Genomic DNA, 22620 nt, shown 5'->3' on the forward strand with positions numbered 1-22620 from the left:
GTCCTTGTACGCGATCAGAAATGACGGCGCAGTGTCACGAACGCCTGACGGGGGGCGCCCGGCAGGAAGGTCTGGCGACCGGCGCCGTTCTGGAAGCCGCCCGAACCGACCGTCGAGATATGGTCTTCATCGAACAGGTTGGTCACGTTGAACTGGACTTCCGTCCCGTCCAGCCAGTCGCCGCGACCGATGAAGCGATAGCCGGCGGTCAGTTCGAACAGGGTATAGGAACCGACCGATTCATCGTTCAGGTAGCTGGAGAAGCGTTCGCCGGTGAAGGCTCCCGCGACCGTGCCGTAGAGGCTGCCGTTGTCGTAGGTGAGTTCGGCCCGGGCCAGGGTCTCGGGCGTGTTCACCACGGTCTTGCCGGCAGTAGCGGCCACCAGCGCCCCGGTGCCGTCACGGACGTCGTCCTCATAGGTCGAGTCGTTGTAGCTGAACGAGCCGAAGGCCGACCAGTCGTCCGCGAACGACCAGACCGCGGCGGCTTCGAAGCCGCGGCTCTGGACCGAACCGACGTTCTGGATGCCGCTGCCGAGGCCCAGGATCGGGGCGCCGAGAGCGACGCCCAGCAGGCGGTTCTCGAACTGGACGTCATAGACGGCGACCGAACCCTGAAGCTGGTCGAAGCGGAAGCGCCAGCCGGCCTCGAGGGTCTTTGAGCTCTCCGGCTCCAGGGTGGCCTGCAGGGCCGCGAAGCCCGCCGCGGTGGCCGAGAACGGGCCGCCCGTGGCCGAGGACTCATAGGCCCGCAGGTTTTCGGCATAGGAGGCGAACAGCTGGTGATCGCCGTTGACGTCCCAGGCGACGCCGACCTGGGGCAGGAAATTGTCTTCCGCCTTGATCGATCCCGTCTTGTTGTCGCCGGCGATCGTCGTCGCCGAGTTCTCGACCGACAGCGACTTGAAGCCGGCGTTGATCGTCAGGGCCTCGGTGACCGACCAGCTGTCCTGGATGTAGAACAGCGAGGTCTCGGTCTCGAAATCATATTCCCACTGGGTGAAGAAGGGGTGGGCGAAGAACTCGAGCGAATCCCGCGTGTTTGCGGTGCGGGACAGGCCGTAGAAGCGACGGGCCTGGTTGAAGTCGTTCTGCTCCAGCCAGAAGCCGGCCTCGAGCGAATGGGCGCCCAGGTTCAGATTGACCGAGCCAATCGCGCCCTTGCGGTCGATGTCGTATTCGGTGGTGCGCACCGAAATCGGGCTGGGGTTGGTGATCGGCGAACCGTTCTCGTCAGGAGCCCCAAGCGGCGTGGCGACATAGGGCGACCACCACAGGCCCTGGCCCTCGTTCTTGTGGCCATAGCCGGTCAGCGAGACCGACAGCATGTCGTTGACCGGGTAGTTCAGCGTCAGGGCGCCGAGGGTGTCGTCGCGCAGGCCCGCGGCGTTGAAATAGGCGTCATCGACGGTCGCGATCGGCGTCGGATAGACCGTGCCCGCCGCCGCATTGGTCACCGGCGCGCCGGTGTCGCCGCGGTTGTTGGCGATGTCGGCGATCAGCACCGCCAGGGCGTAGTCGCCCGAGATGTTGTCCCAGTCACGGCCGAGGCGGGCGATCTGATCCAGCGACATGTCCTGGTAGTCGTTCTCGCGACGTTCGGAATGGTTGATGAAACCGGTGATCTCGCCGCGGCCGATCGGCTGGACCAGGTTGAAGTTGATCTGCTGCTGGTTCTGCTCGCCGACGCCCTTCCACTTGTCCATGCTGTGGTCGACGTAGGACAGCGACAGGGCGGTGTCGGCGGGGCCGAAGGCGCCCGAGTCGATGCGGACGAAGCCGCGCATCGTGTCCTCGCTGCCGTAGGTCCCGGCCAGGTCGAAGCCGAAATCGTCGGCCGGACGACGGCTGATGAACTGAATGGCGCCGCCCAGATTGCTGCTGGAGGCGGTGCCGAGCGCGCCCGAACCTTGGGCCACGTCAACGCGGGCCACATTCTCGGAGATGATGGCGCGCGAGATGTGCAGGCCGTTGTGGGCGCCGTAGCTCATGTCGCCCAGCGGCAGGCCGTCCAGGGTGAAGCCGAGCTGGTTCTGATTGAAGCTGCGCAGGGTGATGCGCGCCGACCATTCATAGTTTCCGAAGGCGTCGGCCGACTGGAAGCTGACGCCCGGCAGGCGCTCGATCGCCTTCAGGGGGCTGGTGCCCGGCGCCTCGATGGCGATGGCGGCCTCGGTGATCGAGGCCTGCTGCCGGCTCTGGCCCAGCCCGAAGACAACGACGTCATCCAGGTTCGTCGGGCCGTCGGGACCGGTGACAATGGCCTGGGCCGAGACGGTGGTCGGCGCCAGCAGGCTGCAGGCGAGCAGGGACGCTCCTGCCAGGAGGCGATGATTGGTCAAGTTGAGCCCTCATTTGGATTGTGGCGCGACAGCGCGGATCGGGGGCTAGACCGGGCTGACGACGGTACGGTAACCAACGCTACGAGATTTCGTGACGAGTGGCCTTCGGGGCATCAAAGGCGGCCCGCCGTGGCCTTATGGCTACGCTTGATCCGCCCACGTCTCATTCGCGAGCCGCTCCAGCATCCAGACCCGCGCCGGCGGCAGCGGCCGGTTCTGCGCATGGAAAACGAACTGTTCGAGGAAATGCCCGGTCAGGGCCAGTCCGTCCCTGACATCGCCCTCGGAAAGGCCCGCCTGGGCCCCGAGCATGAAGGGCGGCAGTTTCAGCAGCTTGTCGGCATAAGGCGCGCCCGCGTCGCGGCTGACGGCGCGGCCGGTGCGCGGGCTGACCCAGATCAGGTCGTCCATGCTCCCGGTGACGGCGCAACGCGACAGGTCGAGGCCGAAGCCCAGATCCTCCAGCAGGCCCGCCTCGAAGCGCACGAAGATGGCGGGCCATATGTCCGGCAGGGCGAAGGCGCTCATCAGGGCCTCGAAGGCCAGGAAGGCGCCGGGATGGGGTTCGCGCTCGGGCAGCGCGCCCTGCGCCACCGCGGCGGCGGCGGCGAGGCCAGTCAAGGCCAGCGGGTCCTCGAACAGGGCGCTGGGCCCCTCCCCCACGGGCTCCAGCCGGGCCGAGCCGAGGTGGTCCGAGGTGCGGGCGCGGTATTCGACGGTGACGCGTGCGCCGGCCTGAAGGAAGGGCTTCATCTTGCGCGAGGCCCCGCCGGCGACATAGGCGGCGCGGCGGCCGTGTCCTTCCGTCAGCAGTTCGACGACCACGCCCGTGTCGCCGTGGGCGCGGGCGGACAGGACGAAGGCGTCGTCGGTGAAATCCATCCGGCGGTGTTAGCGGTCCGGGCGTGAGTTGGCTATATGTTCCGCTTCTGACCGCAACCCTATCCGGCCGCCGCCGCCCGGATCCTCGCCGTCATGTCGCGGGCGAGAGCGTTCGGGATCGGGAAGGTCAGGGCGTAGAGGGAAATGCGCCACGTCCCGTCGTCGCCGCGCACAAGCACCCCCGTTCCCCGGCTGGTCCCGTAGCTTTCGCTGTCCAGCGCCTCGTCGAACCAGACCACGCAGCGGCAATCCAGTGGAGCGAGGGTCAGGGAGCGGGAGCGCGGGGTGTAGGTCCAGCCCCTGCCCCGGGCGAAGTAGGGCTCGGCATAGGCCCGGAACCCGGCGATGGACCAGTGCTCGGTCACATCCGTGCCGATATAGGTCGCGTCGGGGGTGAACAGGTTGAAATAGGTCGCCCCGTCGGCCGCCGAGGCCGCGCTATGCAAGGCGTCCAGCGTCGCGGCCGCGGCGGTCTCCTCCGGCGTGTCGGCGGCCTCGCCCGGGGCGTCGGCGACCGGCGTCGCCGCCTCGAACGCCTTGATCTCGGCCGTCATCCCGTTGGCGAGATCGTTGGGGATCGGATAGCTCAGGGCATAGCGCAGGACGCGCCAGTCGCCCCCGTGGCGGACCAGCATCCCCTCGCCTCGCGCCGTGCCGTAGGTGGCGCTGTCCAGCACCTCGTCGAACCAGGCGACGCAGGCGCAGGGGTCGGGGGCCAGGGTCACGTGGCGCTCGCGGGCCGAATAGGTCCAGCCTTCGCCGCGGGCGAAGATCGGGGCGGCGAAGGCGAGGAAGGCGTCCCGGTCCCAACGCTCGGACGTCTCGTTGCCGACCCAGACCAGGTTCGGCGCGAGGCGGTCGGCCCAGGCGGCGGAGTCGGCGCGGGCGGCCGCCGCATGCATCCGGTCCAGGGCGTCGGCGGCCTGTTGTTCGGGGGTCGCCTGGAGGGCGAGGGCGAGGGTCAGGGCGATCAGGGACATGGGCCACCCTATCCCGGCTTTTCATGCGCCGTCACGGGCGGAGTTGGACGTCAGTCCTCGCCGCCTTCCGGGACCGGATAGGTCGAGGGCCGGAGGACCTTCGCCAGGGCGACGAGGTTGCGGGCGGCGTTGCGGCCGACGCGGTCCGAGTAGTCGTGGCCCTGATCGGTGTCGACATAGTCGGGGCCGGGGCCGGGGCCGAGGTGCCAGTAGGTCCAGCTCTGGGCGGGGATGGTGAAGCCCATGTCGATCAGGCCCTGGCAGACGGTGGCGACGATGTGGTGGGCGCCGTCCTCATTGCCGGTGATCACCACGCCCGCGACCTTGCCGAAGGCGACCGGGCGGCCGCTGTCGTCGGTCTCCCCGAAGAAGGCGTCCATCCGCTCCAGCGCGCGCAGGCAGACGCTGGACATCTGGCCCAGCCAGGTCGGGGTGGCCATGATCAGGATGTCGGCGGCCATGATCTTTTCATGGACGGCGGGCCAGTCGTCCCCCTCCCCCTCGTCCGTCCTCACGCCGGGCTTGAGGTTGAGATCGATCAGCCGGATCAGTTCGACGCTCGCCTGCTGCCTTTCGAGCTCGGCCATGACCACCCCGGCCAGGGCCCCGGTGCTGGAGGTTTGCGGCGACGGCTTGAGGGTGCAGTTCAGGATCAGGGCTTTCATCGGTCTCCTCGCGACTGGCAGACCAACCCCGGCGCCGGGGAGACGTTCCGCGATTTTATTTAACCGAACGGTTGACAACCGGGCCGGCCCGATGCATTTAACCTCCAAGTTAGATACGAAGCAGGCCCATGCAGACCGATCCGCTCAGCGCCAAATTCGCCGCCCTCGCCGACCCGACCCGCCGGGCCATCCTGGCGCGGCTGTGCGAGGGCGAGGCCAGCGTCAACGACCTGGCCGAGCCGTTCGACATGAGCCTGCCGGCCGTGTCGAAGCATCTGAAGGTGCTGGAGAAGGCCGGGCTGATCAGCCGGGGCCGCGAGGCCCAGTGGCGCCCGGCCCGGCTCGAACCCATGGGGATGAAGGGCATCGCCGACTGGCTGGAACACTACCGCCGGTACTGGGACGCCAGCTTCGACCGCCTCGACGCCTACCTCAAGAAGATCCAGAAAGGAGACCCCAGTGGCCCAAGAAACTGAGAACAATCCCTGCATCACCGACGGTGTCGCGCATCAGCACGCCCTGGTCCTGCGCCGCGTCCTCGACGCCACGCCGGAGCAGATCTGGAAGGCCTGGATGACGCCGGAACTGCTGCAGCAATGGTTTGCGCCGCGGCCGTGGACGGTGTCGGACGTGAAGATCGACCCCCGCCCGGGCGGCGTCTTCAACTTCGTCATGCACGGGCCGGACGGCGAACGTTTTCCCAACAGCGGTGTTTTCCTCGAGGCCATCCCGAACCGCCGGTGGATCACGACCGACGCCTTCACCCCCGACTGGCAGCCGGCCGGCCAACCCTTCATGGTGGCCACGGTCGAACTGACGCCGAGGGACGACGGCAAGACCGACTACGTCGCCACGGCGCGCCACTGGAACGCCGAGACGATGAAGCAGCACGAGGCCATGGGCTTCCATGAGGGCTGGGGGACATGCGCCGACCAGCTGGCCGAACTGCTGAAGACCCACTGACCTCCCCGGCCTTCGACCGGACCCGCTGAAGAGCCCGCCCGATGACCTTCGTCGAAACCCTCGCGACCCGTCCCGTCCTGCAGATGCAGCGCTTCTTCGATGCGCCGCGGCCGCTGGTGTGGCGGGCCTGGACGAACCCCGAGGTCATGGTGCTGTGGCTGGGTCCGGTCGAATGGCCGGCGGTCAGCGCCACCCAGGACCTGAGGGTCGGGGGCGAATGGCGGGCCTGCCTGCGCTCGCCCGACACCGGCCAGGACCTGTGGCAGGGCGGGGTCTACCGCGAGATCGTCCCGGACGAGCGGCTGGTCTTCACCTTCAAATGGGACGAGTCGCATGAGGACGGCCCGCCGGTCGAAACGCTCGTCACGGTTCAGCTCGGCGACGCCCCGGGCGGCGGCACCCTGATGGACTTCACCCACGAGGGCCTGAAGTCCGAGGCCAGCCTGACGGGCCACAGACATGGATGGACCAGCACCTTCGAGCGGCTGGAATCCTTCCTGGCCGCGGGAGGCGTCACTTGAGGAGTCGCCGGGATGCGGCGCCGTAACACCGCCCGAGGGCCCGGAGAGGCTCATGGCAGCATTCGCCCGATATATGTCATTCGGGACAGGACCAGGCGGGCGTAGATTTGACGTGCTCTGCCGCGCGTCCGACAGCCGCCCGAGAGGGAGCCGCAGAGCTCCCGGCGGATCAGTACCGGCGCCGAGGCGTCGCGCGTTCGATGCAACCGTTCACGGAGGAATGACCATGAAGATCGTGACCAGCCTGAGCTTCCGCGGCCAGGCCCGCGAAGCCTTCGAATTCTACGCCAGGGTCCTGGGTGGAGAGATCACCGCCGCCATTCCGTACGGCGAAGGCCCGCCCGACATGCCGGTGGGACCGCAGTACAAGGACTGGCTGATGCACTGCTGGCTGCAGGTCGGCGACCAGGCGATCATGGGCGCTGACATGGACGTCGACTGGGCCCGGAACATCGACAAGCCGAAGAACGGCTTCGACGTCACCCTGCACACCGACGACGCGGCCGAGGCCAGACGCTGGTTCGACGCCCTGTCCGACGGCGGCAAGACCGTAATGCCCTTCGGCGAGACCTTCTGGTCGCCCGGTTACGGCGCCCTCGTCGACAAATTCGGCGTGCCGTGGATGGTCAATGTCGTCCCCGGCGCCAACTGGAAGCCTGCGTCGTGAAGGCCTCCCCTTCCGTCTGGACGGGCCGGGTGCTGAGCGGATTGTTCGCCCTGTTCATCCTCGGGGCCTCGGCCTTCCCGAAACTGAGCGGCATGCCGATCGCCGAGGAGACGATGGCCCAGCTGGGCTGGCCGTCCGGCTATGTGCTGATGATCGGTCTGATGGAGCTGGGATTCCTGATCCTCTATCTGATCCCGCGCACCAGCCTGCTGGGCGCCGTTCTCTTCACCGGCCTGCTCGGCGGGGCCATGGCGACCCAGGTCCGGGCTGAAAGTCCCCTGTTCAGCCATGTGCTGTTCTCGATCTACCTCGGCCTGTTCATGTGGGGCGGGCTGTGGCTGCGGGACCCCGCCCTGCGCGCGCTGTTCCCGTTCCGGCGCGGCGGCGCGGAGGCGGTCTCGTGACCGTCTCCGCCGCCATCCCGGAGCGGCTCAGGCGGCTCAGCATCGTCCGGACCTTCGACGCCCCGCGCGCCCTGGTCTGGAAGATGTGGACCGACCCCGCGCACGTCGCGGCGTGGTGGGGGCCGGAGCATTTCACCACGCCCGAGGTCCGGATGGACGTCCGGCCCGGCGGGGCCATTCACATGGTCATGCGCGGTCCGGACGGCGCCGACTTCCCCTTCGACGGCCGCTTCACGGCCATCGAGGAACCGGAGCGGCTGGTGATGCGGACGTGGGTGCGCCGCGAGGACGGTTCGACCTGGTTCGAGGTCGAGCAGAGTTTCCGGTTCGAGGAGATCGACGGCCAGACGCGGCTGCACCTCGACGCCGTCGTGATCGAAGCCGGCGAGGACGCGCTCGGCCCGCTTAGCGGCATGGAAGCCGGCTGGACGCAGAGCCTCGACAAGCTCAAGGCGCATGTCCTGGCCGTGACGGGAGACTGACAGGGGACGCCGGATCCGGCGACCTGACGACAACCCTGAAGAAGGAGACGATCCGATGATCCGACTGCCTTTCAACCGCTTCGCCTTTCTGGCGGCGGCGTCGGTGCTGGCCTTGACGGCGGGTTCGCCCGCGGTCGCCGGGATCCCGACGCCCGCGCCCGCCGCCCCGGCCCAGAACCAGGCGGCCCCGAACCAGGCGGCCCCGCGCGCAGAGTCCGCCGCCGTCGAGGGCGGCGAGGTGCGTTACTTCGTTCATGGCGACCTGAACGCCGGCAAGACGCCGGTGCTTGTACTGCACGGCGCCTTCATGTCCTCGGATGCGATGAAGCCGCTGACCGACCGGCTCACCGGCCGGCCGCTGATCGTCGTCGACCAGCGCGGTCACGGGCGGACCGGCGACCTGCCCGGACCGATCACCTACGAGAATCTCGCCGATGACGCCGCCGCCGTTCTGGCCGACGCGGGGGTCCGGAAGGCGGACGTCATCGGCTATTCGATGGGCGCCGGCGCGGCCCTGCAGCTGGCGCTGCGTCACCCGGAACGCGTCGACCATCTGGTCATCGCCTCGGTCAGCTTCAACGAGGCGGGCAACCTGCCCGGCTTCACCGCGATGATGGAGGGCATCACGCCCGAAATTTTCGCCGGAACGCCGATGGAGGCGGAGTTCAAACGCCTGTCGCCCAACCCCGACGCCTTCGCCTCCGTGGTCGACAAGATCAAGGTGATGGACAAGGGCCAGGACTGGCCCGCCGAACAGATCCGCGCCCTGACCTCGCCGACCTTCATCATCATCGGCGACCATGACATCGTCCGCCCGGAGCACGCGGTGGATCTGTACCGCCTGCGCGGCGGCGGCGACACGGCGCGCGCGTCCCAGCCGTTCCTGACCGAGGCCCCGCCGGCGCGGCTGGCCATCCTGCCGGGCGCTTCGCACATCGACGTGTTCGGCGACCCGGCCCTGCTGGCGGCGATGATCCTGCCCTTCCTGGACGACCAGACGCGGCCGTCGCCGGGGGGCCTGTTCGACAACGTCCCCGGAACCGAGTGAGGCCCGCCATGCGCACGATCAGGACCGCCACCTTCATCAGCCTGGACGGCGTCATGCAGGCTCCGGGCGCTCCCCATGAGGATCCCCGCGGCGGCTTCGCCTTCGGCGGCTGGGTCGCTCCCTTCTGGGACGAAACGCTCGATCAGATGATGGGCGAGGCCATGGGCGCGGATTACGATCTGCTGCTGGGCCGCCGGACCTATGAAATCTTCGCCGCCCACTGGCCGTTCCAGGACGACGAGATCGGCCGGACCTTCAACGCCATCAACAAATACGTCGTCGCGGGCCCCGACACCCCCATGACCTGGTCCGGCAGCCACAGGCTGGAGGGCGAGGCGGCGGACGCCGTCCGCACGCTCAGGCAGACCGACGGCCGCGACCTGCTGATCCAGGGGTCGAGCGAGGTGATCCACGCCCTGCTGGCCGCCGATCTGATCGATGCGATGACGGTCCTGACCTTCCCGCTGGTTCTCGGCAAGGGCAAGCGGCTGTTCGACGACCGCTCGCGCCCCCACGCCTGGAGGATGACGAACACGCGTCTGTCGACGACGGGCGTGGTGGTCAGCCGTTATGAACGGGACGGCGCGGTGCCGACCGGCTCGTTCGGGGCGGACAACCCCGGCGAGGCCGAACTGGCCCGGCGCGCACGCTGGGCCCGGGAGGGCTGAGGGGCCGACCGGAGCGCAACGTGGGTCGGGACGCCCCGTTGGAGCTCGACGGCTGCCGACGGGCGGTGTCGGTCATGTCGATGATGTCGCGGCGATTGTCGTGGTTATCGCTGATCACGCTTGTCGCGGATGTATCGCCCGGGATCACCGCGCCATCGAGGTCGGGACCTCGCGGCCCAACGCCTCGGCCATCCCCTGCTGCGACAGCAGGAAGACCGCATCGCGCTGGTGGAAATTGTTGGACAGGACGATCACCGTGACGTCCGCGTCCGGCTGGTAGGTGACGAGGTTCCGGAAACCGGACCAGCTGCCGGTGTGGAAAATCTGACGGTCGAGGAACGGCGGCGAGACCCGCCGGCCGATGCTGTTGGAGAACAGGCCGAAACCCCACTCGCGCCGGGGCCGGCCGCGCTCGTCCGGCGTGGTTTCCGGGGCGTGGTCGGCGATCATCATGGCGTAGCCGCGCGGCGACAGCAGATGGCCGCGATGCAGGGCCCGCTCCCAGACCAGCAGGTCGTCCAGCGTCGAATACAGGGCGCCGGCCGCGAAGATGATGCTGACATTGGCGTCGGGCTGGGGCGAAGGACCGCCGCCGCCGAGGTTCGCGTAGCCCATGACCACGCCGGAGGCGCCGTCGTCATAGCCGGTGTCCGCCATGCCCAGCGGCTTGAAGAAGGCCTGCTGCAGATAGTCGTGCAGCGGCATGCCCGAGGCCTTTTCGACCACGGCGCCGAGCAGATTGTAGCCGGCGTTGTCGTACCGCACCTTCGTTCCGGGGATGAATTGAAGCCTGTAAAGTTTGGATTCTTCGGTCAATTCCTCTGAGGTCGCGGGTGTGACCCGACGCACGCCCCACCCCGGCCGGGCCATCAGGTCGGGCACACCCGAACTGTGCGCCAGCAGGTGGTGCAGCCGGATCGGCTCCCAGGCGGGGGGACAGGGCTGGATCCATTTGCACAGGGGATCGTGGGTCGACAGCACGCCCTCGTCCTGCAGTCTCAGGATGGCGGCGGCGGTGAACTGCTTGCTGACCGAAGCCAGGCGAAAACGCGAGGTCAGCTGCAGCGGCGCGCCCTGGCTGCGGTCGGCGAAGCCGTGGACCTGCCGGAACAGGACCTGATCGCCGCGGGCCACCAGCACGCCGCCGGTGAACTGGCCCGAACCGCCCCACCGGTCCAGCTGGGCCTTCAGTTGCGGCAGGGCTTCGACCACCACGACCGGCGGCCGGGGCGGCAGGGGTGCGGATTCGGGCGCGGCCGGCTCAGGCCGGGCGCTGGCCCACGCGACCAGCGCCGCCGCGACGATCAGCAGGGCCGCGAGGACGGCGATCACAAGCCGGGGATGGCCCCCGGCGTTTCTGGGTACGTTGAACACTGAAACTAGACGTCGAAATCCAGCCCGAACTGGGCGTACAGCGCGCGGGAATCCTGCCACTTCGGGTCGACCTTGACCGTCAGGAACAGGTGGACGGGACGGTCGAGCAGCTCGGTCAGCTCCTCGCGCGACTTCTGGCCGATCCATTTCAGCGTCTGGCCGCCCTTGCCCAGAACGATCGGCCGCTGACTCTCGCGCTCGACATAGATGGTCTGTTCGATCCGGGCCGAGCCGTCGGCCTTGTCCTCGAATGCGGTGGTCTCGACGGCCGCCGAATAGGGCAGCTCCTCGTGGACGCGCAGATAGACCTTCTCGCGGGTGATTTCGGCGGCCAGGACCCGCATCGGCACGTCGGCGGACTGGTCTTCCGGATAGAGCCAGGGGCCCTTGGGCATGGCGCGGGCCAGACGCTGCTTCAGATCGTCGACGCCGTCGCCGCTGAGGGCCGAGATCATATAGACCTCGGAATAGACGCCGGTGTCGAACAGCCGCCGGGACAGGGCCAGCAGGGTGTCGCGGCGCATGCCGTCGATCTTGTTCAGGGCCAGGATGACCTTGGTGTTCGTCGCCTTGAGGTTGGCGATGATGGTCTCGGTGTCCTCGGCCGAGCGGCGATCGGCGGCCTGGCCTTCCTTGCCCTCGGCGGCGATGTGCGAGGCGGCGTCGATCAGGTGGACGACGACGTCGGCGTCGGAGGCGCCGCCCCAGGCCGAGGCGACCATGGCGCGGTCCAGGCGGCGGCGCGGAGTGAAGATCCCGGGGGTGTCGACCAGCACGATCTGGGCGTCGCCCTCGATGGCGATGCCGCGCACGGGAAAGCGCGTGGTCTGGACCTTCTGGGTGACGATCGAGACCTTGGTTCCCGTCAGACGATTGACCAGCGTGGACTTGCCCGCGTTCGGGGCGCCGATGATGGCGGCGAAGCCGGCCCGCTGGTTTTCTGTATCGGTCAAATCACGCCTTCACGCTGCAGCAGGCCGATCGCGGCCGCTTTCTCCGCGTCCTGACGCGAACGGCCTTGCGCGGTCAAGGGCGGATATCCGGTCACGCTGACTTCCACGGTGAACGTCGGGGCGTGATCCGAGCCCTTGCGTTCAACGATACGGTAGGCGGGCAAAGGCTTTGAGTGGGCCAGGGCCCACTCCTGCAAGGCCGATTTCGGATTGGTCAGCGATGTACGCGGCGGAGCGGCCAGTTCGTCCGCCCACGTCCGGTCGAACACGGCGCGGGCGGCGTCGATGCCGCCATCGAACCAGGCGGCGGCCAGAATGGCCTCCATGGCGTCGCCCAACATGCCTTCGCGGCGTCGGCCGCCCTGTTTGGCCTCGCCGGGCGACAGGCGCATGGCGTCGCCGACCCCGACGGCCTCGGCCACGCGGGCGCAGGCGGCCTTGTCGACGAGGGCGTGCAGGCGGGACGACATCTCGCCCTCGTTGGCGTCGGGGTAGTCGCGCATCAGCCGGTCGGCGACCAGCAGGCCCAGCACCCGGTCGCCGAGGAACTCCAGCCGCTGGTTGTCGGCGAACAGCCGGCCGCGGGCGTCGCGCTCGGCCCCCTCCCCCACGCTGGCGTGGGTCAGGGCGAGATCCAGCAGGGCCGGATCCCGGAACTCATGGCCGAGGCGGCGCGTCAGCGCCCGGACAGCCTCGGCCCGTCGGTCAGCCATCAGTCGAGGACGGTGAAGAACCGGCTCGGACGGATCTTCGAGAACCAGCTGATCGGGTTCCACAGCGAGGCGCCGGGCGACCACGAGAACAGGATGATCTCGGCCTTGCCGATCAGATTTTCTTCGGGCACCAGGCCGACGCCCTGCGACTGCTCGACCCGGCTGTCGATCGAGTTGTCCCGATTATCGCCCATCATGAAGTAGTGCCCGGCCGGGACCTCGAACACCGGGGTGTCGTCCAGGTCGTTGCCGGGGCCGAAGTCCTGGATGGTGATGGTCTTGCCCTTGGGCAGGGTCTCGCGCATCCGCACGATGGGCATGCCGTACATATTGGTCACGTCGGCGCCGCTGACGACGACGTCGCGCACGGGCTGGCCGTTGATGTTCAGCACGTTGTTGATCATCTGGATCCGGTCGCCCGGCAGGCCGATCAGACGCTTGATGTAGTCGGTCTTGTCGTCGCGCGGCAGCTTGAACACGACGATGTCGCCGCGCTTCGGCGTCTGGGCCAGGATGCGGCCGTCGAGGATCGGCGGGCTGAACGGGATCGAGTGTTTCGAATAGCCGTAGCTCCACTTGGAGACGACGATGTAGTCGCCTTCGTAGAGGTTGGGCTCCATCGAGGCCGACGGAATGGTGAAAGGCTGGAACAGCACCACGCGCAGGACGAAGGCGATCAGCAGGGCGAAGAAGATCGTCTTGACGAACTCGAAACTCTCGCTGCCGGATCCGCCGGATTTCTTCTTCTTGCCGCCCTTGCCGCGGGCATAGACGGGGGTGGTGTCGACGTCCTCGAACGGCGCGTCGCCGGCGTCGCTCCAGACAGGCCGTGGGGCCGCAGCGGCGGCCACGGCCGCGCCGGCGGCGGCGGCGGGCTCGACGTGGGGCTCGTGATGGTCGGCGGCCGGAGCCTGATGGTCGTCATGGCCATGAGCCTCGGCGGCCGGATGCGCGTGATCGTCGTGACCATGAGTCTCCGCGACGGGATGGGCGGCATGGTCGTCATGCGCGGGCGCGTCATGGCCGTGATCGTCGTGACCGTGAGCGTGAGCCTCAACGGCTGCATGGTCGTCATGACCGTGGGCCGCGGGCGCGTGGTCGTCGTGCGCATGGCCATGGTCGTCGTGGGCGTGATCCTCGACTGCGTGCGCCGGAGCCGCATGGTCGTCGTGCCCATGGGCGTCCGCGACGGGATGCGCGGCGTGGTCGTCATGCCCGTGCGCGTCAGGCGCGGCGGGGGCCTGATCGTCATGCCCCGCAGGGCCGTGGTCGTCGTGCGGCTTGTGCTCGTCGCTCATCTTGGCTCAGTCCCCCAGCCGCTGTTCCGCGGTCTTTGCGGCGAAATCGGTATAACGTGATTAAGCCACGGGCAAGGCTTCGATCACCACGAAGGCGAGTGCGTACGGATGCTCGTCGCTGAGCGTCAGATGTATCCGCGGTTCGTGACCGGGCGGTGTCAGCCTTGACAGGTGTTCGGCGGCATGCCCGGTGAGGACTAGGGTCGGCTGTCCCGAGCGCTGGTTCACCACCCCCATGTCGCGCCAGTAGACGTCGGCCCGCATGCCCGTGCCGAGGGCCTTGGCGCAGGCCTCCTTGGCGGCGAACCGCTTGGCGTAGCTCCAGGCGGGTTCGGGTTTGCGGTCCGAGCGGATCTGCTCAAGGTCCGTGAAGCAGCGCTGTTTGAACCGGTCGCCGAAGCGGTCGAGCGAGCGCTGGATGCGGCGGATGTCGCACAGGTCCGCGCCGACGCCGAGGATCACGCCGCGGCGTCCATCGCCGCCCGCATACGGTGGATGGCGGGGGTCAGACCCACGAACACCGCCTCGCCGATCAGGAAATGCCCGATGTTCAGCTCGCGGATCTCGGGAATGGCCAGCATGTGGGCGGCGGTGACGTAATCGAGGCCGTGGCCGGCATGGACTTCGAGCCCCAGATCGAAGGCGCGTGTCGCCGCCGCCTGCAGCCGTTCGAGCTCCACGGCCCGGTCGTCGCCGGCCAGATGGCAGTACCGGCCGGTATGAAGCTCCACGACCTGGGCCCCGACGGCATGGGAAGCCTCGATCTGATCGATGCCGGGCTCGACGAACAGCGACACCCTTATGCCTGCGTCGGCCAGGGCTTTCACGACCGGCTGGATGCGGGTTTCGTGGCCGGCGACGGCCAGTCCGCCCTCGGTCGTAACCTCCTCGCGACGCTCGGGTACGAGGCAGGCGGCGTGCGGACGGTGGCGCAGGGCGATGGCCAGCATTTCGTCGGTGACCGCCATCTCGAGGTTCAACGGTCGCCCGGCCCCGGCGCACAGGTCGCTCAGGGCGGCGATGTCGGCGTCGGTGATGTGGCGGCGGTCCTCGCGCAGGTGGGCGGTGATGCCGTCGGCGCCGGCCGCCAGCGCCTCCCGCGCAGCCCGGACCGGATCGGGATGAACGCCGCCGCGGGCGTTACGCACCGTGGCGACGTGGTCGATGTTGACGCCCAGCCGGACCGGCGTGACCATCGCTCCGCTCCTTATTTCGCCAGCCGCCGACTGCCGGGATCCTCGACCGGCAGGGCGGCCAGTTCGGGCGGCAGGGCGTCGGCAGGATACGCGGGCACGTCCAGGGTCGCCAGGGCGACCAGCGGCACGCCGACGTCCGCCCGTCCGCCCGAGCGGTCGACGATGCAGGCCGCCGCGACGACGTCTCCGCCCGCCGCCCGGATGGCCGCGATGCATTCGCGCGAACTCAGGCCCGTGGTGACGATGTCCTCGACCATGACGACCTTCTGGCCGGGCTCGACATGGAAGCCGCGGCGCAGCTTGAATTCGCCGCCCTCGCGCTCGACGTACATCGACGGCACGCCGAGCCAGCGCGCGGTTTCGTAGCCGGGGATGATGCCCCCGACGGCGGGGGAAATGGCCACGTCGACCGATCCGACCGCCGCCGTGATCTTCTCCGCCAGCGCCTTGCACAGCCGGGCGCAGCGCGCCGCGTCCATGAACACGAGGTTCTTCTGCAGAAATACCGGGCTGTGCAGGCCCGAGGACAGCACGAAATGGCCTTCGCGCAGGGCACCGGCGCCGCGGAATTCGTCGAGTACGTCGTCTGAGGTCATGGCGGCTGTCATAGCGGGCGCAACCGTGGCCGCAAGGCCCTACCCCCGCGCCCGTTCGACCGTATCGACCGACGGGTTGGTGCGCAGGGCGGCCATGATGGTGGTGGCGTGTTTGGCGTCCTCGACCTCCATGTCGATGTCGACGTCGAAAAAGTCCTGCTGCCGGTGGCTCATGACAAGGTTCAGGATATTGCCGCCCGCCTCGCCGATGATGGTGGCGACCTGGCCGAGGACGCCGGGCGCGTTCTTGATCGTGGCGCGAATACGGGCCGAGGCGACCGCTCCCTGCTCGGCCTGCGGCGTCCACTGCAGATCCTGCCAGACGGAATCGTCGTCGGCGTAGTCGGCGAGGCGCTGGCAGTCGATCGTGTGCACTGTCAGGCCCGCCTCGGGCTCGAGGATGCCGACGATGCGGTCGCCGGGCACCGGCGAGCAGCAATGGCCGAAATGGACGCTGACCCCCGGCGTCAGCCCGCCGCCACGCACGAACAGACGAGCCTGCTCGTCGCCGATGCGCTTGCGATCCGGTCCGGCCTTGAGCCGCCCCTTGAGCGCGGGGAACAGGATTTCGCCGACCTTGGCCGCCGACAGCCGGCCGCGGCCGATGGCCTCGAACAGATCGTCTTCCGAGGCGAACGACAGGGTCTCCAGGGCCGCCTTCAGCGACACCTCCGCCAGGGACTTGCCGGCGCGCGACAGAGTCTGGTCCAGGGTCGCCCGGCCCAGTTTCTGGAATTCGCCCCGCTCCGAGGTGCGGATATGCCGCCGGATGGCCGACCGGGCCCGGCCGGTGATCGTCAGAGAACGCCAGTCCACCGGGATTTCGCGCTTGGACCCCCGCACGATCTCGATCACGTCGCCGTTCTGGAGCTGGGTGCGCATCGGCTTGAGTTCGCCGTTGATCTTGGCGCCCACGGCGGTGTCGCCGACCTCGGTGTGGACGGCATAGGCGAAGTCCAGCGGCATGCCGCCGCGCGGCAGGGTGATCAGCGACCCCTTGGGGGTGAAGACGAAGACCTGTTCGAGGTACATCTCCAGCTTGGCGTGTTCGACCCAGTCCTCGCCGCCCTCGCCGTGCTCGATGACCTGGACGAGATGGCGCAGGTTCTGCAGCGGATCGCGGCCGCCGTCCTTCTCCATGGCCTCCTTGTCGAAGCCATAGGACTTGTTCTTGTAGGCCCAGTGCGCCGCCACCCCGTCCTCGGCCACGCGATCCATGGCCTCGGTCCGGATCTGCATCTCGATGCGCAGTCCGGACGGGCCGACAACAGTCGTGTGCAAGGACCGGTAATTGTTCGACTTCGGCGTTGAGATGAAGTCCTTGAACCGCTCGGGCACCACGGGCCAGGCGCGGTGGATGACGCCCAGGGCGCGGTAGCAGTCGTCCTCGGCCTCGACCAGGACACGGAAGCCGTAGATGTCGGACAGGGACGAGAAGCCGACCGACTTGCGCTGCAGCTTGCGCCAGATCGAATAGGGCGTCTTCTGGCGGCCGAAGACCTGGGCCTTGACCCCGGCTTCCGAGAGCACGCGCTCGACCTCGCGCGACACGCCGTCGATGGCGCGGCCGTGTTCCAGCTTGAGCGCCTCCAGCCGGCGCTCGATGGCGGTCCGGGCGGTGGGGTTCAGGTGTTCGAACGCCAGCTCTTCCAGCTCGGAAGCGATCGAATGGATGCCGATCGAGCGGCCCAGCGGGGCGTAGACTTCCAGCGTCTCGCGGCTGATGCGCTCGCGCTTCTCGGGTTTGACGTGTTTCAGCGTCCGCATGTTGTGCAGACGGTCGGCCAGCTTGACCAGCAGGACGCGGACGTCCTTGGAGATGGCGAGGATGAATTTGCGCAGGTTCTCGGCCTGGCGCGTGTGCTCGGCCTGAAGCTCCAGCCGCGACAGCTTGGTCACGCCCTCGACCAGGGAGGCCACCTCCTCGCCGAAGCGTTCGGCGATGTCGTCGCGGGTGGCCGAGGTGTCCTCGACCACGTCGTGCAGCAGGGCGGTGACGATGGTGGCGGTGTCGAGCCGGTAGTCGGTCAGGATGCCGGCGACCTGGATCGGATGGGCGAAATAGGGATCGCCCGAAGCCCGCAGCTGCGAGCCGTGCATCTTCATCGCATAGACATAGGCGCGGTTCAGCAGCGCCTCGTCCGCGGTCGGGTCATAGGCGCGGACGGCCTCGACCAGCTCGAACTGGCGCAGGACCTTGGAGCGCGGATGGTCGGACGGGTCCACGTGGGGACGCGGACCTCCGGGGTCGTTCAGATTGGCGGGTTCGGGCGTCGGCGCGGGCTGCCGCGCCGGCAGGATGGTGATACCGTTGGCGGGCTCCGCCGTCAGTAGCGTTCCTCCTGCCCGCCGTCGCGGTCGCTTTGCAGCGCACGGATCAGTTCGGCCTCGGCCATGTTCATGTGCTGGGGTTCGGCCAGCAGGCCCACGATCTCGGCCTCGTCCTCGGCTTCGGTGCGTTCGTCGACGCGTTGCAGCGCGACGATGACCGTCTCGCGCAGTTCTTCGGGCGCGACGGTGGAGTCGGCCAGTTCGCGCAGGGCCACGACGGGGTTCTTGTCATTGTCCCGATCGAGAGTCAGCGGCGCGCCGTTGGCGATGGCGCGGGCGCGGTTGCCCGCCAGCAGAACCAGGCCGAACCGGTTCGGCACCTTCTCGATGCAGTCTTCGACAGTGACGCGGGCCATGAATATCCTCGGGCGCGGGGGAGAACCGCACAAACTATAGGGTCAGGCGTAATTGTGCAACGCCGCATGGGCGAGAATGAGACCATTCGCGACAGGCGGCGGGACGACCGTCCGGATCAAACCGGGTGATCGCCCGTCGGCGCGACGACGGGATCAGCCGCCGCCGGCGCTGCGGTTTCCAGCGGGGCCGGCCGGACCGGCGGCGTGGCCAACATCAGCACAGCCAGGCCGATTCCAACCACGGGGGCGACATAGGCCCAGTAGCGGGTCGGGATGAAGAACAGTGAGCCCGCGTGCTTGCGGACCACGATGCGTTGCTGGGTGGCTTCGTCGATGAACGCCCGCCCCTCGCCCTTCTCGATCTGTCGAGCCAGCAGGAAGGATCCGAGCCCCGCCAGCAAGCCGGCGCAGATGAAGCTCACAGCGGTGGCTGTGTCCGGGTCGGCCGAGACCAGGCTTCCGACCGGAATCCCGATCAGGAACCCGACAAGATAGAAGACGACGACAAGAAAGCCCCAGCCGGACCAGATGATCATGGAAATATCCCCCGCGCCCTCCCATGGCGCGAGGCAAGCTTAGCCATACAGAGCCCGCGTGGAACAACTTTCGCGCTCAACGGGATCGTCGCAATCCGGGTGTTGAAAAAATGCCTCACCCGATGGGGCAGGCATCCCTTCCGATCGAAGCCGAAATTGAAAGATCGGTCGCGGTTCGCCCTGCCTCCGGATGCAGCCATCCGGGTGCGATTTCGGCGAGCGGCCCCATCACGAAACGCCTGTCGGCCGCCCTCGGGTGCGGCAGGATCAGGCCGTCCAGATCACCGGTCAGCCGACCATAGGCGATCAGGTCCAGATCCAGGGTCCGGGGCGCATTGGCGACCCCGCGCCTCCGGCCGAACGCCTCCTCGATCCGGCCCAGCGCCGCCATAAGGGCGTGGGGTTCGTGTTCGGTGCGCACGATCACCACGCCGTTGAGGAAGGGCGGATCGCCCGGGTCCGGCCAGGCCGCCGACCGCCACCACGAGGACCGCGCCACGACGTCGACCCCCTCCGACCGGAACCGCGCCAGCGCAGCCTCCAGCGCCTCGCGGCAGTCGGCCCAGGCCCCCTTGTCATTGCAGCCCAGCGCGACGATGACAGCCGAGTCCATATCCAGCGCGCCGTCTATTTCGACGGAGGCGTGGACGTCTGTTTCCCCGGAGTCCTTTTCCATGACGCCTTATCCGACCGAACGCATCGCCCTGTTCATCGACGGGGCCAATCTGTATTCCGCGGCCAAGGCGTTGAACGCCGATCTCGACTTCAGGAAGCTGGTCGAGATGTATCGCGACCAGGCCGTTCTGGTTCGCGCCTACTATTACACGGCGGTGATCGAGGGCGAAGAGTTCTCGCCCATCAAGCCTCTGGTGGACTGGCTGGACTACAACGGCTTCACCGTCGTGACCAAGCCGGTCAAGCGATTCACCGACGCCCTGGGCCACACCCGCACCAAGGGCAATATGGACATCGAGATCGCCGTCGACATGCTGGAGTTCGCGCCCCACATCGACCACGCGATCCTGTTTTCCGGCGACGGGGACTTCCGCCGGCTGGTGCAGGCCGTGCAGGCGAAGGGCGTGCGCGTCACCGTGGTCTCGACGACCAAGAGCCAGCCGCCCCAGATCGCCGACGAATTGCGCCGCCAGGCTGACGCCTTCGTCGAGCTGACCGATCTGCTGCCGGACATCGGCCGGCCGCGCGCCGCCCCGTCGCAGCCGACCAGCCGGGTGTTCGAGACGGATCACCGCGAATGAGCCTGAATCCGGAGCCGCCCCGCGACTGTCCCCTGTGCCCGCGCCTGGTCGGCTACCGGCGCGAGAACGAGCGCCAGAACCCCGACTGGTTCAACGGGCCGGCTCCCTCGTTCGGCGACCCGGCCGCGCGCCTGCTGGTCGCCGGACTGGCGCCAGGCCGGACCGGGGCCAACCGCACGGGCCGACCCTTCACCGGCGACGGCGCGGGCTGGATTCTCTACGAAACGCTGATCAGGACCGGCTTCGCCACCGGAGTGTACGAAGCCCGGCCCGACGACACCCTGAAGCTGGTCGACTGCATGGTCACCAACGCCGTGCGTTGTGCGCCGCCCGGGAACAAGCCGCTGCCCGCCGAGGAGGCGACCTGCCGCCCCTTCCTGACCGCGCGCCTCGCCGCCCTGCCCCGACTGAAGGTCATCGTCACTCTCGGCGATGTCTCGCGGCGCAATGTGCTGAAGGCTCTGAGTCTCAAGGGAACGGCGGCGCCCCCGGGGCACGGCGTGGAAGCGGCGCTGGGCGGCTACGTCGTCCTGAACAGCTATCACTGCTCCCGCCTCAATACGAACACGGGCCGCCTGACGCCGGCGATGTTCGAAGCGGTGTTCCGCCGAGCCCGCGAGATCATCGACGGTTGACCGAACACCGCTCGCCCGACCGGCGAGTGTGGCTCCCGCGCCACGCGAATCAGGCGGCGTGGGGCGCGGCCTCATCCATCAGGAACGGCGCCGCCCAGCTTGCGTTGATCGAACAGCTTTGGAGGCTGTGATGCGCAGGTCGAACGGGGTGTTCACGCCCCAGGAACGGAAGGCGGCGATGTGGGCCCTGTTGACGGCGGCGTTGCTCGCGGCGACGGGGCTGATGGTCCAGCAATACAGCCAGCCCTCTGTCGGGCCCGGCGGCGTCGACGCCTATATGACGGCCTCGGCTCCGGGGGTGCTGGACGCCCAGCCGGTGATGGACGCAGCGGCGCCCCTCGCCTGAGACGTCAGCCGCGCTCCTTCATCAACCGGGCCTTGTCGCGCTGCCAGTCGCGCTGGGCGGTGGCCTCGCGCTTGTCGTGCAGCTTCTTGCCCTTGGCCAGGGCGATCTCGATCTTCGCCTTGCCGGCCTCGTTCAGGTAGAGCTTGACCGGAATGATGGTCTGGCCGTCGCGCTGGACCGCGCCGATCAGCTTGTCGATCTGCTTGCGGTGCAGCAGCAGTTTCCGGTGCCGGCGCGGCTCGTGATTGAAACGGTTGGCCTGTTTGTAGGGCGGGATGTCCGCGTTCACGAGCACGATCTCGCGCCCCTCCACCGCCGCATAGCTCTCGGCGATATTGGCCCGGCCGTCGCGCAGGGCCTTGATTTCGGTGCCCAGCAGCTGGATGCCGGCCTCGATGAAGTCCTCCAGGAAATAGTCGAAGCGTGCGCGCCGGTTTTCGGCGATGACCTTCATCTTGGGAGCCGCGGACGCCATCAGCCGACGCCCGCCTCCGCCATGGCCCGGTCGATGGCCGGCTTGACGGCGTCTGAAGTCGGGGCCAGCGGCAGGCGCACCTCCTCGCCGCAAAGCTGCAGGCGCGACAGGGCGTATTTGGTCGGGGACGGCGAGTTGTCGAGGAACAGGGCCTTGTGCAGACCGATCAGCCGGTCCTGCCAGTCGCGCGCGGTGGCATAGTCGCCGGTCGCAGCGGCCTCATGCAGGGCGACCATGCCCTCGGGCGCGACATTGGAGGTCACCGAGATCACGCCCACGCCGCCATGGGCGTGGTAGCCGAGGTAGCTGGGATCGTCGCCCGAGATCAGGTCGAACTGGCCGCCGATGTTGGCGCGCATCCAGCTGACTCGCGACAGGTCGCCCGTGGCGTCCTTGATGCCGACGATGTTCGGATGCGCCACCAGCCGGGCGACGGTCTCATTGGCAAGGTCCACGCCGGTTCGTGCGGGCACATTGTACAGCAGCAGCGGCAGCTGGACCGCCTCGGCGATGGCCTCGAAATGGAGCGCCAGACCCTCCTGCGAGGGGCGGTTGTAATAGGGGGTGACGACCAGCGCCCCGTCGGCGCCCACGGTCTTGGCGTGACGCACCAGATCGATCGCCCTGTCCGTCGCCGACGACCCCGCGCCGGCGATCACCCGGATCCGTCCGGCCGCGACCTGCACGCACAGTTCGACCACGCGCTTGTGCTCGTCCGGATGCAGGGACGCGCTCTCGCCCGTCGTACCCATCGGCACGACGCCGTGAATTCCGGCGGCGATCTGGCGTTCCAGCAACCGGGTGAAGGCGGCTTCGTCCACCTTTCCGTCACGAAGTGGTGTGATCAGGGCGGTGATCACGCCCTTGAACAAGGGGGCAGTCATTGAGACAGATGGTCCTGCGTGGAAAGAGGCGGCGTTCGCCGGGAGAAGC

Annotated in this window: 29 protein-coding genes; 12 read left to right on the forward strand and 17 right to left on the reverse strand. The window is 68.3% G+C overall.

Annotation, left to right across the window (positions count from 1 at the left end):
• Window positions 1-14 precede the first annotated feature (14 nt).
• The 4 genes from VN378_RS14135 to VN378_RS14150 all read right to left on the reverse strand — a co-directional run bounded on the left by VN378_RS14135 (window position 15) and on the right by VN378_RS14150 (window position 4869).
• On the reverse strand, window positions 15-2342 hold the full coding sequence (locus VN378_RS14135) for a TonB-dependent receptor (RefSeq protein WP_325744202.1): 2328 nt from the start codon (window positions 2340-2342) through the stop codon (window positions 15-17).
• A 141-nt stretch (window positions 2343-2483) separates the two neighbouring features.
• Entirely contained in the window at window positions 2484-3224 is a 741-nt protein-coding gene (gene recO / locus VN378_RS14140) for a DNA repair protein RecO (RefSeq protein WP_325744203.1), read from the reverse strand.
• A 59-nt stretch (window positions 3225-3283) separates the two neighbouring features.
• The gene (locus VN378_RS14145) at window positions 3284-4204 is read right to left on the reverse strand and encodes a nuclear transport factor 2 family protein (protein ID WP_325744204.1); all 921 of its coding nucleotides are present in this window, start codon (window positions 4202-4204) and stop codon (window positions 3284-3286) included.
• A 50-nt stretch (window positions 4205-4254) separates the two neighbouring features.
• Window positions 4255-4869, reverse strand: coding sequence for a flavodoxin family protein (locus tag VN378_RS14150; RefSeq protein ID WP_325744205.1), 615 nt, complete (start codon window positions 4867-4869; stop codon window positions 4255-4257).
• 128 nt (window positions 4870-4997) lie between these two features.
• Between VN378_RS14150 and VN378_RS14155 the strand changes: the two genes are divergently transcribed.
• From VN378_RS14155 to VN378_RS14190, 8 genes are all read left to right on the forward strand, one after another.
• Entirely contained in the window at window positions 4998-5345 is a 348-nt protein-coding gene (locus VN378_RS14155; protein ID WP_305757962.1) for an ArsR/SmtB family transcription factor, read from the forward strand.
• Window positions 5329-5832: an SRPBCC family protein gene (locus VN378_RS14160; RefSeq protein WP_325744206.1), complete on the forward strand. Its 504-nt coding sequence runs from the start codon at window positions 5329-5331 to the stop codon at window positions 5830-5832. The genes VN378_RS14155 and VN378_RS14160 overlap by 17 nt, the downstream gene beginning before the upstream one ends.
• Before the next feature lie 41 nt (window positions 5833-5873).
• Entirely contained in the window at window positions 5874-6353 is a 480-nt protein-coding gene (locus VN378_RS14165) for an SRPBCC domain-containing protein (RefSeq protein ID WP_325744207.1), read from the forward strand.
• Between the two features lie 226 nt (window positions 6354-6579).
• Window positions 6580-7020 carry a VOC family protein gene (locus VN378_RS14170; RefSeq protein ID WP_325744208.1) on the forward strand — a complete coding sequence of 147 codons (441 nt, stop codon included), beginning with the start codon at window positions 6580-6582 and terminating at the stop codon, window positions 7018-7020.
• Entirely contained in the window at window positions 7017-7424 is a 408-nt protein-coding gene (locus tag VN378_RS14175; RefSeq protein ID WP_325744209.1) for a DoxX family protein, read from the forward strand. Before VN378_RS14170 ends, VN378_RS14175 begins: the two co-directional genes overlap by 4 nt.
• Window positions 7421-7906 (forward strand): SRPBCC domain-containing protein, encoded by a 486-nt coding sequence (locus VN378_RS14180; protein ID WP_325744210.1) that lies wholly within the window; start codon window positions 7421-7423, stop codon window positions 7904-7906. The genes VN378_RS14175 and VN378_RS14180 overlap by 4 nt, the downstream gene beginning before the upstream one ends.
• Before the next feature lie 55 nt (window positions 7907-7961).
• Window positions 7962-8954: an alpha/beta hydrolase gene (locus VN378_RS14185; protein WP_325744211.1), complete on the forward strand. Its 993-nt coding sequence runs from the start codon at window positions 7962-7964 to the stop codon at window positions 8952-8954.
• Window positions 8955-8962: 8 nt separating this feature from the next.
• Complete coding sequence (locus VN378_RS14190; protein WP_325744212.1) at window positions 8963-9622, forward strand: dihydrofolate reductase family protein; 660 nt, start codon at window positions 8963-8965, stop codon at window positions 9620-9622.
• Window positions 9623-9766: 144 nt separating this feature from the next.
• Here VN378_RS14190 and VN378_RS14195 read toward each other — a convergent pair whose 3' ends face one another.
• The 4 genes from VN378_RS14195 to lepB are packed head-to-tail and all read right to left on the reverse strand — an operon-like array spanning window position 9767 to window position 13513.
• Complete coding sequence (locus tag VN378_RS14195; protein ID WP_325744213.1) at window positions 9767-10954, reverse strand: serine hydrolase domain-containing protein; 1188 nt, start codon at window positions 10952-10954, stop codon at window positions 9767-9769.
• 47 nt (window positions 10955-11001) lie between these two features.
• The gene (gene era / locus VN378_RS14200; protein WP_325744214.1) at window positions 11002-11949 is read right to left on the reverse strand and encodes a GTPase Era; all 948 of its coding nucleotides are present in this window, start codon (window positions 11947-11949) and stop codon (window positions 11002-11004) included.
• Window positions 11946-12662, reverse strand: a complete 717-nt coding sequence (gene rnc, locus VN378_RS14205; RefSeq protein WP_325744215.1) for a ribonuclease III — start codon at window positions 12660-12662, stop codon at window positions 11946-11948. The genes era and rnc overlap by 4 nt, the downstream gene beginning before the upstream one ends.
• The gene (lepB, locus tag VN378_RS14210; RefSeq protein WP_325744216.1) at window positions 12662-13513 is read right to left on the reverse strand and encodes a signal peptidase I; all 852 of its coding nucleotides are present in this window, start codon (window positions 13511-13513) and stop codon (window positions 12662-12664) included. The genes rnc and lepB overlap by 1 nt, the downstream gene beginning before the upstream one ends.
• 30 nt (window positions 13514-13543) lie before the next feature.
• On the opposite strand from lepB, the gene VN378_RS14215 reads away from it, so the two are divergent.
• On the forward strand, window positions 13544-14020 hold the full coding sequence (locus VN378_RS14215; RefSeq protein ID WP_325744217.1) for a hypothetical protein: 477 nt from the start codon (window positions 13544-13546) through the stop codon (window positions 14018-14020).
• On the opposite strand, the gene acpS is transcribed toward VN378_RS14215, so the two are convergent.
• From acpS to folK, 7 genes are all read right to left on the reverse strand, one after another.
• On the reverse strand, window positions 14021-14422 hold the full coding sequence (acpS, locus tag VN378_RS14220; protein ID WP_325744218.1) for a holo-ACP synthase: 402 nt from the start codon (window positions 14420-14422) through the stop codon (window positions 14021-14023).
• The gene (locus tag VN378_RS14225; protein ID WP_325744219.1) at window positions 14419-15156 is read right to left on the reverse strand and encodes a pyridoxine 5'-phosphate synthase; all 738 of its coding nucleotides are present in this window, start codon (window positions 15154-15156) and stop codon (window positions 14419-14421) included. The genes acpS and VN378_RS14225 overlap by 4 nt, the downstream gene beginning before the upstream one ends.
• An 11-nt stretch (window positions 15157-15167) precedes the next feature.
• Entirely contained in the window at window positions 15168-15752 is a 585-nt protein-coding gene (pyrE, locus tag VN378_RS14230) for an orotate phosphoribosyltransferase (protein WP_325744220.1), read from the reverse strand.
• Between the two features lie 39 nt (window positions 15753-15791).
• Complete coding sequence (locus VN378_RS14235; protein WP_325744221.1) at window positions 15792-17978, reverse strand: bifunctional (p)ppGpp synthetase/guanosine-3',5'-bis(diphosphate) 3'-pyrophosphohydrolase; 2187 nt, start codon at window positions 17976-17978, stop codon at window positions 15792-15794.
• Window positions 17979-18079: 101 nt separating this feature from the next.
• Entirely contained in the window at window positions 18080-18439 is a 360-nt protein-coding gene (gene rpoZ, locus VN378_RS14240) for a DNA-directed RNA polymerase subunit omega (protein ID WP_292064166.1), read from the reverse strand.
• A 116-nt stretch (window positions 18440-18555) separates the two neighbouring features.
• Window positions 18556-18975, reverse strand: coding sequence for a hypothetical protein (locus VN378_RS14245; protein WP_325744222.1), 420 nt, complete (start codon window positions 18973-18975; stop codon window positions 18556-18558).
• A 115-nt stretch (window positions 18976-19090) separates the two neighbouring features.
• Complete coding sequence (gene folK / locus VN378_RS14250; RefSeq protein ID WP_325744223.1) at window positions 19091-19651, reverse strand: 2-amino-4-hydroxy-6-hydroxymethyldihydropteridine diphosphokinase; 561 nt, start codon at window positions 19649-19651, stop codon at window positions 19091-19093.
• Between folK and VN378_RS14255 the strand changes: the two genes are divergently transcribed.
• The 3 genes from VN378_RS14255 (at window position 19650) to VN378_RS14265 (ending at window position 21212) form a co-directional block, all read left to right on the forward strand.
• Window positions 19650-20231, forward strand: coding sequence for an NYN domain-containing protein (locus tag VN378_RS14255; protein ID WP_325744224.1), 582 nt, complete (start codon window positions 19650-19652; stop codon window positions 20229-20231). The genes folK and VN378_RS14255 overlap by 2 nt on opposite strands.
• The gene (locus tag VN378_RS14260) at window positions 20228-20866 is read left to right on the forward strand and encodes a uracil-DNA glycosylase (protein WP_325744225.1); all 639 of its coding nucleotides are present in this window, start codon (window positions 20228-20230) and stop codon (window positions 20864-20866) included. The genes VN378_RS14255 and VN378_RS14260 overlap by 4 nt, the downstream gene beginning before the upstream one ends.
• A gap of 130 nt (window positions 20867-20996) precedes the next feature.
• Window positions 20997-21212 carry a hypothetical protein gene (locus VN378_RS14265; protein ID WP_325744226.1) on the forward strand — a complete coding sequence of 72 codons (216 nt, stop codon included), beginning with the start codon at window positions 20997-20999 and terminating at the stop codon, window positions 21210-21212.
• Window positions 21213-21216: 4 nt separating this feature from the next.
• On the opposite strand, the gene smpB is transcribed toward VN378_RS14265, so the two are convergent.
• Window positions 21217-21666 carry an SsrA-binding protein SmpB gene (gene smpB / locus VN378_RS14270; protein ID WP_325744289.1) on the reverse strand — a complete coding sequence of 150 codons (450 nt, stop codon included), beginning with the start codon at window positions 21664-21666 and terminating at the stop codon, window positions 21217-21219.
• Window positions 21667-21686: 20 nt separating this feature from the next.
• Window positions 21687-22571, reverse strand: a complete 885-nt coding sequence (gene dapA, locus VN378_RS14275; RefSeq protein WP_325744227.1) for a 4-hydroxy-tetrahydrodipicolinate synthase — start codon at window positions 22569-22571, stop codon at window positions 21687-21689.
• Between the last annotated feature and the right edge of the window lie 49 nt (window positions 22572-22620).

The sequence above is a fragment of the Brevundimonas sp. genome (assembly GCF_035561115.1).
GTDB lineage: Bacteria > Pseudomonadota > Alphaproteobacteria > Caulobacterales > Caulobacteraceae > Brevundimonas.